General features: G+C 59.1%; 12 protein-coding genes. 5 read left to right on the forward strand and 7 right to left on the reverse strand.

Annotated features, from left to right (window positions below; all coding sequences use genetic code 11):
- Positions 1-23: 23 nt before the first annotated feature.
- Positions 24-335 carry a hypothetical protein gene (locus NO357_RS15630; RefSeq protein WP_306736638.1) on the reverse strand — a complete coding sequence of 104 codons (312 nt, stop codon included), beginning with the start codon at positions 333-335 and terminating at the stop codon, positions 24-26.
- 1,112 nt (positions 336-1,447) lie between these two features.
- On the opposite strand from NO357_RS15630, the gene NO357_RS15635 reads away from it, so the two are divergent.
- The 5 genes from NO357_RS15635 to NO357_RS15655 all read left to right on the forward strand — a co-directional run bounded on the left by NO357_RS15635 (position 1,448) and on the right by NO357_RS15655 (position 6,869).
- Positions 1,448-2,353 (forward strand): LysR family transcriptional regulator, encoded by a 906-nt coding sequence (locus tag NO357_RS15635; protein ID WP_306736639.1) that lies wholly within the window; start codon positions 1,448-1,450, stop codon positions 2,351-2,353.
- 117 nt (positions 2,354-2,470) lie between these two features.
- Positions 2,471-4,000 (forward strand): amidase, encoded by a 1,530-nt coding sequence (locus NO357_RS15640; protein WP_306736640.1) that lies wholly within the window; start codon positions 2,471-2,473, stop codon positions 3,998-4,000.
- A gap of 4 nt (positions 4,001-4,004) precedes the next feature.
- Positions 4,005-5,288, forward strand: coding sequence for a TRAP transporter large permease (locus NO357_RS15645; RefSeq protein WP_306736641.1), 1,284 nt, complete (start codon positions 4,005-4,007; stop codon positions 5,286-5,288).
- 24 nt (positions 5,289-5,312) lie between these two features.
- Positions 5,313-6,287 (forward strand): TRAP transporter substrate-binding protein, encoded by a 975-nt coding sequence (locus NO357_RS15650; protein WP_306736642.1) that lies wholly within the window; start codon positions 5,313-5,315, stop codon positions 6,285-6,287.
- A gap of 21 nt (positions 6,288-6,308) precedes the next feature.
- Entirely contained in the window at positions 6,309-6,869 is a 561-nt protein-coding gene (locus NO357_RS15655; RefSeq protein WP_306736643.1) for a TRAP transporter small permease, read from the forward strand.
- Positions 6,870-6,900: 31 nt separating this feature from the next.
- Here the strand turns inward: NO357_RS15655 and NO357_RS15660 are convergent, their stop codons facing one another.
- The 6 genes from NO357_RS15660 to NO357_RS15685 form a co-directional block, all read right to left on the reverse strand.
- Positions 6,901-8,529, reverse strand: a complete 1,629-nt coding sequence (locus NO357_RS15660; RefSeq protein WP_306736644.1) for a thiamine pyrophosphate-binding protein — start codon at positions 8,527-8,529, stop codon at positions 6,901-6,903.
- Between the two features lie 113 nt (positions 8,530-8,642).
- Positions 8,643-9,404, reverse strand: a complete 762-nt coding sequence (locus NO357_RS15665) for a universal stress protein (protein WP_306736645.1) — start codon at positions 9,402-9,404, stop codon at positions 8,643-8,645.
- Positions 9,405-9,513: 109 nt separating this feature from the next.
- On the reverse strand, positions 9,514-11,016 hold the full coding sequence (locus NO357_RS15670; protein WP_306736646.1) for a tripartite tricarboxylate transporter permease: 1,503 nt from the start codon (positions 11,014-11,016) through the stop codon (positions 9,514-9,516).
- 12 nt (positions 11,017-11,028) lie between these two features.
- Positions 11,029-11,454, reverse strand: coding sequence for a tripartite tricarboxylate transporter TctB family protein (locus NO357_RS15675; protein WP_306736647.1), 426 nt, complete (start codon positions 11,452-11,454; stop codon positions 11,029-11,031).
- A gap of 58 nt (positions 11,455-11,512) precedes the next feature.
- Positions 11,513-12,460 carry a Bug family tripartite tricarboxylate transporter substrate binding protein gene (locus tag NO357_RS15680; RefSeq protein ID WP_306736648.1) on the reverse strand — a complete coding sequence of 316 codons (948 nt, stop codon included), beginning with the start codon at positions 12,458-12,460 and terminating at the stop codon, positions 11,513-11,515.
- A 34-nt stretch (positions 12,461-12,494) separates the two neighbouring features.
- Complete coding sequence (locus NO357_RS15685) at positions 12,495-13,454, reverse strand: MBL fold metallo-hydrolase (protein WP_376744398.1); 960 nt, start codon at positions 13,452-13,454, stop codon at positions 12,495-12,497.
- Positions 13,455-13,469: the final 15 nt, after the last annotated feature.

Raw genomic sequence — 13,469 nt, forward strand, 5'->3', positions numbered from 1 at the left:
GCGGGTCTTAGGATGAAATGCCGTTACTTGCAGGTAAGCTTTGCCTTTGCCGAGTTATGCCCAGAACGCCAAGTCGCATTGAAACCCTTTCCGGAGGCCTTCATCTCAACTGACGCAGCACTATTTCCACCAACAAGAAACAAATAGTCATTGCCGTTCTTGAACATTCTTTGTGTCCAGCAATCCCGTGCGTAACAGTATTTTGCCTTCCCACCCTGCTTGAACTCGACCGACGTATCGACCCTTCCGTTCCATTTACCGGCGCAAGTGGTAGCAGACGCCGCACCGGCAAGGCCAAGCAGAGCGATTCCGGAAACAATCATCACTTTTTTCATACCAGCCTCTCCCTAAGACTTCTTGGTTAGAAAACCCACAGACATTCTAAAAGCAGCGCCCGCTTTCCAGCAACAAAAACCCAACGAACTAGGTAGGAGCATATGATCAGCCCCACCTGAGTGGTCCGGATTGAGTGTTAGTGCATGAGGCGGCAAAAAAAGGTACATATGATCCAGAGGTGTGAATCCCAGCTAAAGGGCGCTTTGATTAAAAAGCGAAATGCGTAATTGCGTTTCTGTCGGATTTTTTTGAAGGTTGCTGTATGAAGTTTGCCGCCCAATCCGCACTACTACCGGCCTTGCTGTTTGCGCTTGCAGAAGCAACTAGGTTCAGGACCTATTAACCGGCCCAGTCCTCAATGGCAGCTTCTATCAACAGCGGACGTTCGACAAATCAGGGGCAACGACCGAGTTGCGGACAAAGCAGACTTGTGCGGGCGCGGCTATTGCTCATGCAGAAAACGTTTGCGCATCCGGCAAAGAAGCTGCTGTGATGCAGCATGCGTCGCCGAAGCGGTCGTTGAAACCTACCACAAGATACCAAAACCAAACTGCTCTTTCGCTGCGGTCGGTTTGAGCCATCGAGACGCGGGGCAAACCGGCCTGATGTTGATGCCGCAAAGTTCGCCTTTGTGCTTCGGCCGGTTTGGTGAACAAGTCACGGCGGTGTTGGGTATTATCTCGAGACCATCATTTGAAACCACGAAAATGGTAATCCAATCCCGCCATTCGCCTCGACGTCTATGAACCGGGAAAATGCGGGGCAAGCCGGCCGGATACACCTGAGGCAGGATCAGCCTCACATGCGAAGGCTTCGACAAGGGCGCCGCGCCATAGTGCCGCTCAATTGACCGAAATCGGCCGTTCGCACCGGCCTGTGAGCTTCGGATCGGACCCGACCATTCGCTCCTGATGTCTCAGATACGGGGTTAATCGAACTTTTTTGGTGCCCTGCGAAAGCCGGTTTTTTTGCAGATCGCGTCTCTTGCTGGATCACAGGCAGCTCTCAGGTTTTCACCTCAGACAAATCGTGACAACTTGCAGCTGGCTCGCAACGGGGAGATCAAGAGATTTCGGGTAGTGATATTCAGAAGGCGATAACGCTCCGCCATTTGCGGGTGATTGCTGCATTGGCCGACCTAAAGCTGGTTGCGCGCGTGGCAGAGGCGCTGAATGTCACTCAGCCTGCGGTGTCAAAACAGATCGCTGAATTGGAAAGAATTGTCGGTGTCCCGGTTGTGACGCGGGATCGGAACAGGCTCTACCTGACACCGATAGGCAGGCGCCTCGCGGAACATGCCAAACAAGCCCTCAATCAGCTCGACCGGGCCGCCTTCGATATCGAAGCCATGGCCAGCGGCGTTTCCGGATCCGTTTCAATCGGCGTGGTCAGTTCGGTCGCACCAACCCTGTTGCCCGGCGCCATCGCGCTGTTCAAGCGCAGCACACCACAGGCAAGCGTGTCCGTGTTGGAAGGTCATTTCGTTGAACTGTTCCCTGTGCTCGAGGCCGGCGCACTTGACCTATTGATCGCGCGGATATGGCAACCACAGGAACTTCCCGGCATCGACCAGAAATCACTGTTTTCCGAGCCAGTCGTCGTCGTCGCCGGGCGCAATCATCCGCTTGCGCAAGCGAAAGATCTTGCCTGGTCTGATGTGACCGCCTTTCCGTGGATTTTGCCACAGGCGAACTCGGTGGCGCGTCGGGCGGTAGATGCCTTGTTTGCAAGCAACGGCCTGACCCCTCCAAGCAACACGATTGCCTCGCTTTCATTGGCGTTGAATCTGGAGTTGTTACGGGTGATGCCGGCGCTTGGGTTAATGCCGCAACGGCTTGCCCAAACTCAGGCGGCGCGTGGCGAGATCGTGATCCTTCCGCTTGATACGCGCGGCTTGCTGTCAGAAGCGCGTTGTTTTTGGCGGACCGATCAGATCGCCCAGAATGGCACCCTGTCCTTGTTCCTGAAGTGCCTGCAGCAAACGACAGATGAGCTCGATACCATTCCGTTTGGTTAATGTTTATGGCTAATAAGTCACTGTTTCTCTGAAAAACCATGCCTTACCTTAACCAAACACAGGTTTTGGGAGGGACTGAGTGTTGATTCTGTTTGCCATTGATTCGAAGGCGACCCGATGAGCCGTGCTGCGCTTGTCACACTGTCCGCGGTCGAAGTCCTTGCGCGGTTCAACACCAGGAGCTTGACGCCGAGCGACTATCTCGCGGCCTGTCTCGAACAGATTTCGCGCGTCAATCCCAAGATAAACGCCTTGACGGCTCTGGATGCGGAACGTGCTGTTTCACAAGCATCCAAGGCAACCCTGCGATGGCAGGCAGGAACTCCGATGGGGCCGCTCGACGGCTTGCCTATTGGTGTGAAGGATTTGCAGGACACAAAGGGCCTGCTGACCACCCATGGTAGCATTCGCGCGCGCGGCAATGTGCCGGACCAGGACCTGCCGATGGTGGCACGCCTGCGCGCGGCGGGTGCAATCATCCTTGCCAAAACCAATGTTCCGGAACTGGGCGCGGGCGGAAACAGCCGCAACCCGGTTTGGGGGGCAACCGGCAATCCCTTCAACCCCAACCTGATCGCAGGCGGATCGTCCGGCGGATCGGCGGCGGCGCTGGCGGCCAATCTTCTGCCGCTTTGCACCGGTTCGGACACCGGTGGGTCACTGCGCCTTCCCGCGGCCCTGTGCGGGATCGTCGGCTATCGCCCGTCTGTCGATGTCATTGCCCACCCGACGCGCCCGCTGGGATGGTCCGGCATATCGGTGCTGGGACCGATGGCGCGCACGATGGACGATCTGGTCCTGATGCTGAGCATCTGTCAGGGGCATGATCCGGACGATCCTTTGTCAGCGCCCGCGGCGCCGGACCGTTTCACCTCTCTGCCTCGGGTCAGTCTTGAAAACCTGCGCGTCGGGTTCAGTGAAGATTTCGGCGGTGCGCCGGTGGGTCAAGGCATTCGCGAGACCTTTCGATCCCGGATCGACCACGTAAGGCCGCATGTCAAAGAGTGCCGCCCTGTGGACCTCGATCTGGGCGAGATGGACCGCGCTTTTGATATTCTGCGCGCAGAAAGTTTTGTTGCGGCGTTCGCAGAGGCACTTGACTCCGCGCCAGAGGATTTTGGGGCTCATATTGCGGCGAACGTCGCGATGGGCCACGCCATGACGCTCGCCGACAGGGGCTGGGCGCATGCCGAGCAGACACGCATTTTGCGCAACTTCAACAGGGTGATGCGTGACTTCGACGTCATCTTGCTGCCGACCTCGCCGGTGTCGCCATTCCCCTGGACGCAATCGCACGCGACTGAAATCGACGGGCAAGCCATGGATGTCTATTACCGCTGGCTGGCATTGGCCTATCGCGGGTCGCTGGCGGGTGGCCCGGCAATCACGCTGCCTTGCGGACGCGACGCCAACGGCATGCCTTTCGGGCTCCAGATGCTTGGGCCGGTGCGCGGGGATGAAGGTTTGTTGGCGGCGGCCAAGGCGTTGGAAACCCTGTTTGCCCTTTCGCCCGAAACCGCCCGCCCTCTGCCTGATCTGGAGACCCTTGCAGCGCCGGAGGTGGATTTGCGCTCGATCGTGACACATCCGCCGATCCTGAAGACCGCTGAGCGGTCTGCGGCTTCGTCCCTGCGAACGGCGGTATAACACCATGTGGTTCATTCCCATCATATTCATCATTCTGCTGATCAGCGGCACGGCCTTTGCCTATCTGATGGGGGCCGTTTCGGTGCTGACCTTCGTGGCCGTGGACAAGACCCAGTTCCTGTCGATCCTGCCGCAGCGTATCTTTGCCCAGCTTGACGTCTTTGCCTTCATGGCGATGCCGCTGTTTATCCTGACCGCCGAAATCATGAGCCGGGCGGGTGTCACCCGCAGTTTGATCGACTTTGCCATGTCCATCGTTGGCAGGTTCCGCGGGGGCCTGGGCCACGTCAACATCCTGACCAGCGTGTTCTTTGCGGGCATCTCGGGCTCGGCCATCGCCGACAGTGCCGCCTTGTCACGTACCTTCGTGCCAGAAATGAAGGCGCGCGGGTATGATCCTTACTATGCCGGCGCGATAACGGCGGCCTCGTCGATGATCGGCCCGATCATTCCGCCCTCGATCATCATGATCATCTACGGCGGTCTGACCGGCGCGTCGGTTGCCGCCCTGTTCATCGCGGGCGTCGTGCCCGGGCTGCTGCTGGCCGCGGCATTGATGTTGCTGAATGCCGTGATCGCTGCCGCCAAAGGGCATCCCGGCGGCAAGTCCGACGATCTGCCGCGGTTCATTCCCAGCCTGCTGAACGCCGCCCCGGCCTTGTGCCTGCCCGTGGTGATCCTCGGGTCACTGGTGTTCGGCTTGGCGACGCCGACCGAAGGCTCGGCGATCGCGGTTCTGTTCGCGCTGTTGGCAGGCCAGTTCTACAAGGGGCTGAACCTGCGGATGATCTTTGATGCGGTCGAGGCCACGGCTAAGATGACCGGCACGATCTTCATCATCCTCGCGGCGATTTCCGTGCTGGGCTATCTGGCCGGGCAATTGGGCTGGTCCGGCGCCCTGGCCAATTGGGTCGACTCCTTCGGGCTGACCGGTACCAAATACCTGTTCTTCCTGGTCGGCATCTTCCTGATCGCGGGCATGTTCATGGACACGCCCGTGGCATTGACCCTTCTCATTCCGCTGTTTGCGCCACAGGCGATGGAACAGGGTATCAGCCCGATCCAACTGGGTATCGTGCTGTGCTTCAATCTGTGTGTCGGGCTGATCACACCGCCGCTGGGCAAATGCCTCGTGGTTGTCTCGGCCCTGACGAACCTCAATTACTGGCGGCTGGCTTATGCCGCGCTGCCCTTCATTGCCGTTCAAGTGCTGTTGCTGCTGTCTCTGGTCTACTGGCCCGAGATCAGCCTGACGCTGCCGCGCTTCTTCGGCTTTTCGGTCGACTAGACTATTCAAAAAGGGAGGAAACCCATGAAACTCAGAGCACTCTCACTTGCGGCAATGCTGGCGATGGCAACCGCCGCATCGGCAGAAGTCAAGATCGCGCTGGACAGCAAACCGGATCTGGACACGAGCGGGTCTTACAATTGGGCGCACGCCTTCGGCAAGGCGCTGACCGAAGCGGGTATGGAGGTTCGCGAAATGCCGCGCGGGTCCGTCGGCAACGAGTCGGAGAAATTCGACCAGGTCTCGACCGGCCTGCTCGAGGTATCGCTGTCCGACGTGCGTGCCATCGCGCAGGTCGAACCGTTCATCTATGGTGTGCGCCTGCCTTACATCTTCGACGATATCACCCATATGGACCGGGTGCTGAAAGCGGGGAACATCTTTGACCGCGTCAACGAAAAACTGGCCGAACAGGATGCCGTCCTGCTGGCGCTTGCGCCACTTGGGCCGTCGTCGGGCGTGATCACCACAAATGCTGTCGTGCGCTCGCCCGCCGACATGGCGAACCTGCGGATGCGTGCCCTCGATGACGCACAGATCGCGATGTATCAGGCATGGGGCTCCAGCGGCACCATTGTGCCGTGGGGAGAGGTGCCTGCCGGCCTGCAAACCGGCGTGATCGACGGCTATCTGAACTCGCCCTTCGTTCCGGTGATGTTCGGGCAAACCGATTTCGTGAAGAATTTCTCGGATGCGGGTGTGATCATTCCGCTGCGCGCGGTTATCGTTTCAAAGCTGTGGTATGATGGTTTGTCCGAGGCAGATCGCGCCGCCGTCGATCAAGCGGTAGAAGTCGCTGATGCAGCCGTTCGCGTGTGGCAGACCGAGGCCTCGGAGCGTGGTCTGACGGCCCTTGAAGAGAAAGGCGTGACCGTTCAGCGTTTGACCAAGGAAGAACGCGCGGCGTTCCGCGAAGCCTCCAAGGCGGTTTACAATTCCGGCCTGATGCCCGCCGAAGACGTGAAGGTCTGGACGGAACTGTCCGACAGCAACCGCTAAACCTTGACGGCCGGGCCCGTGATGAGGCCCGGCCCCACCGGTGGAGATCGTCCTATGCGCAATGTCGTCATCGCAACAAGCAACAGCGTTCACTGGTTTGTGCGACGTGTGGCTGTTCTGGCCGTCTGCCTGATGTTCTTCACCGTTATGGTTCAGATTATCGCCCGCTACGTATTTTCCTCGCCACCGGTCTGGACCGAAGATGTCGCCCGCTACGCGATGGTCTGGACCGGGCTTTTGGGGGCGACGCTATCGTTCAAGACGCGCTCGGACGCTGTGCTGATGGATAGCGTCTTTCCCAAGCGTCCCCATATTCTGGCGTTTGTCGCCGAGGCGATCCAGAGCGCCGCGGTTCTGATCTTTGTGCTGCCGGTGGTCTATTTCTGCTTCATCGGCCTGCGCGGCGGTTTTGCAAAAGGGTATCTTGCGAGACAATCAGGGCTGACGGCAGATACGCTCGGCATCCCGATGGTTTGGATATCGGTATCGGTTCCGTTGGCGATGATCATCATCCTGCTGCATCTTGCCGCCAGGTGGGCGGGCGATGCGCCCGATGAGATTCAAGAAACCAATCTTGATTAGTGCGGCCGCTGAATGACCGGGCCACGAAGGATCACATCCGCATACGCGGGACCGAGTTCGGGTCAAGTTTCATATCCACGATGATCGGGCCTTTCCGGGCGTTGATCGCTTCTATCGCGGCTTCCAGCCCCTCGGGTGACGTCACCTCTACGCCTTGTCCGCCAAGAGACCTGGCGACTTCGGCGAAAGAGGGCCATTTGAACTCGGTCAGCGAGGGGTCCATCTGTCGATCCAGCATCTGGATGTGTTCGGCCCCGTAGGCGGAATCGTTGCAGATGATCACGATCAGGTCGCGGTTCGTGCGCACGGCGGTGTTGAATTCGTTCGCGCCGCCCATCATGAACCCACCGTCTCCCATGAAGAGAACGACGGGGCGGGTCGGATCGCCGTGGGCGGCGCCGATCGCCTGCTGCATCCCCTGTCCGATGGCCGCGAAGTTGTCGGTCATGTGAAAACTGCCCGGATCCGGAACGCTCACCCGGCACCAGACTTCGGTAATGTAGCGCCCGCCATCGGTGAGCATGATGCGGTTTTCGGGAAGGGCTTCGTTCAAACGGTCCAGCGCGTATTCAAGGTTGATGCAGCCATCGATGGACTTTTCCGGATCGCCCTTCGGGTGGACCGAAATATCGTGAGACGGCAACTGCCTGGCAAAGCCCGAAGGCGCGATTTCGGCTTCGTCCAGCCAATAGAGAATATTGTCGGCGGTCTGCCCGGCATCCGCGATCAGCACCGCGTCGGGTTGGAAGAAAGCCCCGATATCCGAGGGGCTGTTGTTGACCTGGATCACGCGCTTTCCCTTGAGTAGCGCACCGCGATCCGTCGTCAGGAAATGCAGCCAGGCTCCGAAGACGATGACGCAATCGGCGGCCCCGATCACGTCATAGGCCTCTGCCGTGCTCAGCGTGCCGAAATAGCCGATATTGTTGGGGTGGCCCTTGAAAAGCCCGGTGCCTTTCAACGTGGTGGCCAGCGGTGCCTCCATTCTTTCGGCCAGCGCAATCAATTTGTCCTTGGCGGACACAGCCCCGGCGCCGGCCAGGATCAGCGGCCGCTTTGCCGAGGCGATCATGCCGATGGCCTCCTCATGCACCGGGCCTTCGGTAATGACGGCCGTCGCTTCGGGATAGGCGAATACGACGGTTTGGTGTTCGACCTCCGCCCACATGAAATCAGAGGGGATGTTCACCACGATGGGGCGTCTTTCCTTGCGCGCACGGTAGAAGGCCGTCGCAACATCCCGCGCAGCCGTTTCGGGGGATTTCACCTGTTCGAACCCGGCGCCGGTGGCTTTGACGACTTCGCGCTGGTCAATGTTCTGGGGGTGAAACGGCGCCGTCACGGGGGTATCGCCACACAGAAGGATCATCGCTCGGCGGGCCACCACGCCTTCCCTGAGGGCGGTAAAACAATTGGTCAGACCGGGGCCTTGGGTCACCGTTGCGACCCCGACCTTTCCGGTGACCTGGGTGTAGGCCTGTGCCATCAGCACGGTGCCGCCTTCGTGGGCCGCCGGAACCATCGTTCCACCGCATCCGCTGACAAAGTGGTTTGCCATGAAGAGGTTGGCGTCACCCACCAGGCCGAACATCGTATCAATGCCATGATCGCGCACGGCTTGTGCGACGGATTGGTGCATGTATTGTTTTCGATCTGACATCTGACTTGTCCTTCGGAGGTTTTTCTTGTGGCACATGGTTTTCCATGATCTGCCGATTGATTGGAGGGGCTGCGTCAAGCTCGCAGGTAGGTTTGAACGCGTGTTTGTCGCATTTAGTGGGACAGGAAAACCGGAACATCCGCCTTTTGAATGACGTCCGTGGTCACACCCCCGAACACATCATGGCTGAATTTGCTGTGTTCGAACGCCCCCATGACCACCAACTTGGCCGACACGTCCTGCGCGGTTGACAGGATGGTTTCGGCAATCGATCCGTCCTTGGGCTTCAGGACAAACTCAGCGTCAATCCCGTGGCGCTCAAGGTTGCGCAGCAGGTAGTCCGTTCCCGGTGCTTGCGCTGGGCCAACTGTCAGAAGGGTGACTTTTGCCTTGTTCTCAAGGCCGGTCATCGCATCGCCAAGTGCTCGGGCGGATGACCGTTTGCCGTCCCAGGCCACAAGGGCATGCTCCGCCGGTCCGGGCGCATCGTAACCATCCGGAACCACCAGAACCGGGCGGCCACTGCGCAGCGCGATCAGGTCCGGGTTCGCCGAGATGTGCGCTTCGTTTTCGTATTGGGAGTGAACGCCCGTGACAACCAGGTCAAACGACCGCGCAAAATCCGAAAGGGTGGTCCCTTTCGCAGCTGTAAGGTCGACAAAGTCACATCGGTCCGCAAATCCGGCTTCGGCTGTGATCGAACGGAATCTCTCGGCGATCTCGTCAAACCGCGCTTGTTCAGCCTCGAAAAACGCTTTGAGAAAACTCTTGGGAACGGATCCGCGCAATGTCCGCTCCAGGTCGCTCTGGCTGTGGCGCAAAACGCCGGTCACCCAGGCATCGTGGTGCTTGGCCAGCTGCAAGGCATAGCGCAAACCGCTGCCCTTGGAGGCATCGCCGCTATAGGCGCTCAGAATGGATTTGATTGACATCTGTCTCTCCAATTGAGTTCAGAGCAAATGGAACAGGCTCGCACGCACCGCGTCATTCCGCATCTTCTTGAGCGTTTTTCCGCAAGAACCAGACGACCGATACTACCGACAAGACAAGTAGCGCCACGGCCACGGGGCTTTTCAGAACCTGGGTGAGGTCACCATTGGTCAGGGCAAGGGACTGGGCGATGGATTTCTCGAACCGGGGCCCGAGGAAAAACGCGATGATGAAGATCACCAGCGAATAGCCGAAGCTCGCCATCAAGTATCCAATGACAGCAAAGATCAGCATGATCGCTACGCCAAACAACCCGCTGGTTGCCATCGAAACCCCGACGAAACACAGCAGCAGCGCCGAGGAGAAGATGATGGATTCGGGCGCTGAAACGACCTTGACCCAAAGTCGCAGCCCAAGCTGTCCGACCCAGAGATTTATGAAATTGGCCATGATCATCGCACCAAAGAGGCCGTAGACCAGCCGCCCCTGGTTTTCGAACAGAAGCGGCCCGGGCTGCATGCCATGGATCATGAAGGCGCTGATGATCAGCGCGGCCCCGACGCTGCCGGGGATGCCCAGCGTGAGGAGAGGGATCAGGTTCGCGCCGACCACCGCCGAATTGGCAGACTCCGATGCGGCGATCCCCTGAATATTGCCCTTGCCGAAACTGCCCGGATCCTTGGAACTCGCTTTCGTCATGGCATAGGACATGAAGGCGGCAGCCGTCGAGCCGATCCCGGGAAGTGCGCCCAGAATCGTGCCGATCGTTGCCCCTCGCAGCATGGTGTAGCGGCACGACCAGTATTCGGCCCAGGTGACACGCCGGTCATCGGGATTGCCGGTGTCCTTGGCGACAATGGCAGGGCGCATGTTGCCATGGGCCTCGGAAAGGCGGTGCAGGATTTCGGAAATGGCCAGCATCCCGATTGCAACAGATGGAAGCGCCAACCCGTCGAACAGGTCCCAGTAGCCGAAGATCAGGCGCGGGGTGAAGTTTTCGGGGTCCTGCCCGACAGAAGCCGCAAGCAGCCCCAAGGCGGCGGCGATGATGCCCTTGGTCAGCGAATTGCCGATCAGCCCTGCAAGGATCGAAAAAGCGAAAACTATCAGGGCGACCACCTCGATCGGCCCCATTTTCAAGGCTAGGATGGCCAGCGGCGCCGACACGGTGATCAGGACGATGTCACTGAACGTGTCGCCAGTTACCGAGGAAAACAGCGCCATTTTCGTGGCCTTCAAGGGCTTGCCCTGTTTTGCCATTGGATATCCGTCCATGGCGGTGGCGGCTGCGTCCGGTGTGCCCGGTGTGTTCATCAACACCGCCGGCACCGCGCCGCCGACAAGGCCGCCCTTGTTGACGCCTACAAGGAAAGCAATTGCCGGTAGCGGATCAAGTCCGAAGGTAAACGGGATGGCGATCGCCATGGCCATGATCGGGCCAATGCCGGGGACGGCGCCGACGAACTGGCCCAGGACCACGCCGAACAGGACAAACGCGAGGTTGAAGAGCGAAAACGCATCTCCGAAGCCCGCCAGGATTGTTGAAAGATCGACCATCGCTGAAATCCTCTAGGGCAGAGCCCGGCCAAGAACCTGGGTCACCAGGAACCAGATGATCGCCGGCATTGCGACTACGCCAAGACCCAACCAGAGCGGGCGGCGTTCACCGATCAGCCACATGATGGCGAGGGCGAGAACCGGGGCGACATATTCGAACCCGAACCACGACATCGCGTAGATACCCGCGGTCAGCAGCCCGACATAAAGGCCTGTCTTGGCCATCAGTATCGGGTTGCGGACCTGATGCTGCGTGGGTTTGAGCGTCAGGAACGCGCCGCTGGCGGCAATGACGATCGACACGATGTTGGGGAGAGTGCTTGGCGCGATGTTGCGACTATCGACCGTTTCGATGAAGTTCGGGTTGATCCAAAGATACATCGCAAGCCCGAACAGCAAGAAGAACAAGCCCGAAATACGATCTGCCAGAGTGCTCATGGTTTCCCCCCATACTGAACCACCCCGCCGCAAATTGCAGCGGGGTGGTGCGGTTTGCTCATTTTGCGAACAGGATCTTGGCGTTCGCCAACCCATCCACCATCATCTGCCTGGTGCCCTCGGCCCCCATGTTGATCGGGTCACCTTTGACAGCGTTCTGGACGATTTCGGCAAATTCGGGGGCTTTGGTCGCCGCGTCGATGGCCGCGGAAATCGCTTCGAGCGCTGCGGGGTTCGTGCCTTGTTTCATTGCAAGGAAGAACACCGGATCGACATAGGCGTTGATACCGGATTCAACGAATGTCTTCACCTCGGGCGCATAGCTGAGGCGGGCCTGGTTGGCGCCGGCGATGACCTTCATGTCACCGGATTCGAGATACGGGTAGTGTTCACCCGAACCGAAGCCCGCCAGAACCTGACCGCCAAGGATCAGTTTCATCACCTCGGCGCCACCGTCGGCGGTGACGAGATTGAACTCGGCGCCTGTCGTGGACATGGTCTGCTTCATCATCAGAACCTGCGGCGGCGCCATGGTGGCCACGGGCAACGTGCCCTGCTCCTTGGCATAGGCAATCAGCCCTTCGAGATCGTCGAAGGGCGCATCCTTGCTGGCGACAAGCGCCAGTTCGGCTTTTGCGACGGTCCCGAGATAGTCGAAACTGTCGATGTCGAACGGCAATTGATCGCCGCGCTGAACGAGCTGGACGAGCACGGGGATGCTCACCCCCATACCAATGGTCTTGTCGTCGACAGGTCGCTGGGACAGGCCGGTGAACATGGCAACACCGCCGCCGCCGGGCTTGTTCTCGACCACGATGTTCCAGCCGGTGTTTTCCTTCATCACATTCGCCAGAACGCGGCCCATCGTATCGGTGGATCCACCGGCGCCAAAGCCGATCTGGATGGTAAGCGGGCCATCCGGTTTCCAGTCTTGCGCCATTGCCGGTGCCGACATGGCGATGACGGCGCTTGCCGCCAGTGCAACAAGTTTCGATTTCAGTTTCATTTGGGTTCCTCCCTGAGTTTTCACAATTGCTTCGTTACTTGGTTTTTTCGAGTTCGAGCCGCTCGACCGCCCGTTCGCGCAGCCCCGCGACCTGATTGAGAAGTGCCTGCGGATCGACGAACACATTTGGCTCGCCGTCCTTGCGGTCCATGTGCTTCTGGCGGTTTTCATCGAGATCGGCCGAAAAGCCATGTGTCGTCAGATGCACTTCAATCGGCATGTCCTGCGCCTCGACAAGCTCTCGGACACGATCGACGCTCTTGATGTAGGCCTCGACCTGGGGCGGCCCTTCGATGGCATTCAGACCCAGGCCGCCAATGGTGATGGCGCGGTAGGTTTTGTCACCGTCTTTCACGTCATACATGTAGGATGCGGTGCCCCAGGAATGGCCTGGGGTTTCGATCACCTTGAAGGTGTTGTTGCCCAGCGTGATTTCTTCGCCATCGGCGACGACCATTTCCGGCTCGATCATGTCCCAGGCGCGTGGACCGCCCTGCGATTGGACCGAAGATTCGATCGCCTCGTCCCAGCCCGTCTGCGTCATCGCAAAAGTCGCGTTCGGCAAAAGTGGTTTCAGCGCGACGGCTCCACCAACATGGTCGAAATGACCGTGGGTCATCAGCACGTATTTGATGTCCGCAAGGTCGGTTCCCGTCTTTTCGATGTTCTCGACGATCATCTTCTTGAACGGACCATAAAGCGTGTCGATCAGAACGACGCCGTCATCGGTATGCACCAGCCAGGCCGACACCCAGCAGACACCGACATAGTCGACATTGTCGAAGGGCTTCCACGGCTCGACATATTGATCGGCGGGCGTGTTCAGCCATTTGCCCAGGTCAGGCGGCATCTTGCCGGTCTTGCCGAATTCGATAAAGCGCTGGATGATCGGGCCCGACGGGCACCCGTCGAAAAGAGACTCGGCAGACGCGGTCCCAACCGCACCGATGCTCATCAACGCGGCCGCACACGCGGTTCTTTTCATTGCCTTCAACAGGTTTGTCATAAC

It is taken from the genome of Marimonas arenosa (assembly GCF_030848945.1).
Classification (GTDB): domain Bacteria; phylum Pseudomonadota; class Alphaproteobacteria; order Rhodobacterales; family Rhodobacteraceae; genus Marimonas; species Marimonas arenosa.

Bases quoted from the DNA above. Each gene is read 5' to 3' on its own strand.
- NO357_RS15650 (WP_306736642.1), top strand. From the start codon at position 5,313: ATGAAACTCAGAGCACTCTCACTTGCGGCAATGCTGGCGATGGCAACC.
- NO357_RS15680 (WP_306736648.1), bottom strand. From the start codon at position 12,460: ATGAAACTGAAATCGAAACTTGTTGCACTGGCGGCAAGCGCCGTCATC.
- NO357_RS15655 (WP_306736643.1), top strand. From the start codon at position 6,309: ATGAGGCCCGGCCCCACCGGTGGAGATCGTCCTATGCGCAATGTCGTC.
- NO357_RS15660 (WP_306736644.1), bottom strand. From the start codon at position 8,529: ATGTCAGATCGAAAACAATACATGCACCAATCCGTCGCACAAGCCGTG.
- NO357_RS15645 (WP_306736641.1), top strand. From the start codon at position 4,005: ATGTGGTTCATTCCCATCATATTCATCATTCTGCTGATCAGCGGCACG.
- NO357_RS15630 (WP_306736638.1), bottom strand. From the start codon at position 335: ATGAAAAAAGTGATGATTGTTTCCGGAATCGCTCTGCTTGGCCTTGCC.
- NO357_RS15675 (WP_306736647.1), bottom strand. From the start codon at position 11,454: ATGAGCACTCTGGCAGATCGTATTTCGGGCTTGTTCTTCTTGCTGTTC.
- NO357_RS15670 (WP_306736646.1), bottom strand. From the start codon at position 11,016: ATGGTCGATCTTTCAACAATCCTGGCGGGCTTCGGAGATGCGTTTTCG.
- NO357_RS15640 (WP_306736640.1), top strand. From the start codon at position 2,471: ATGAGCCGTGCTGCGCTTGTCACACTGTCCGCGGTCGAAGTCCTTGCG.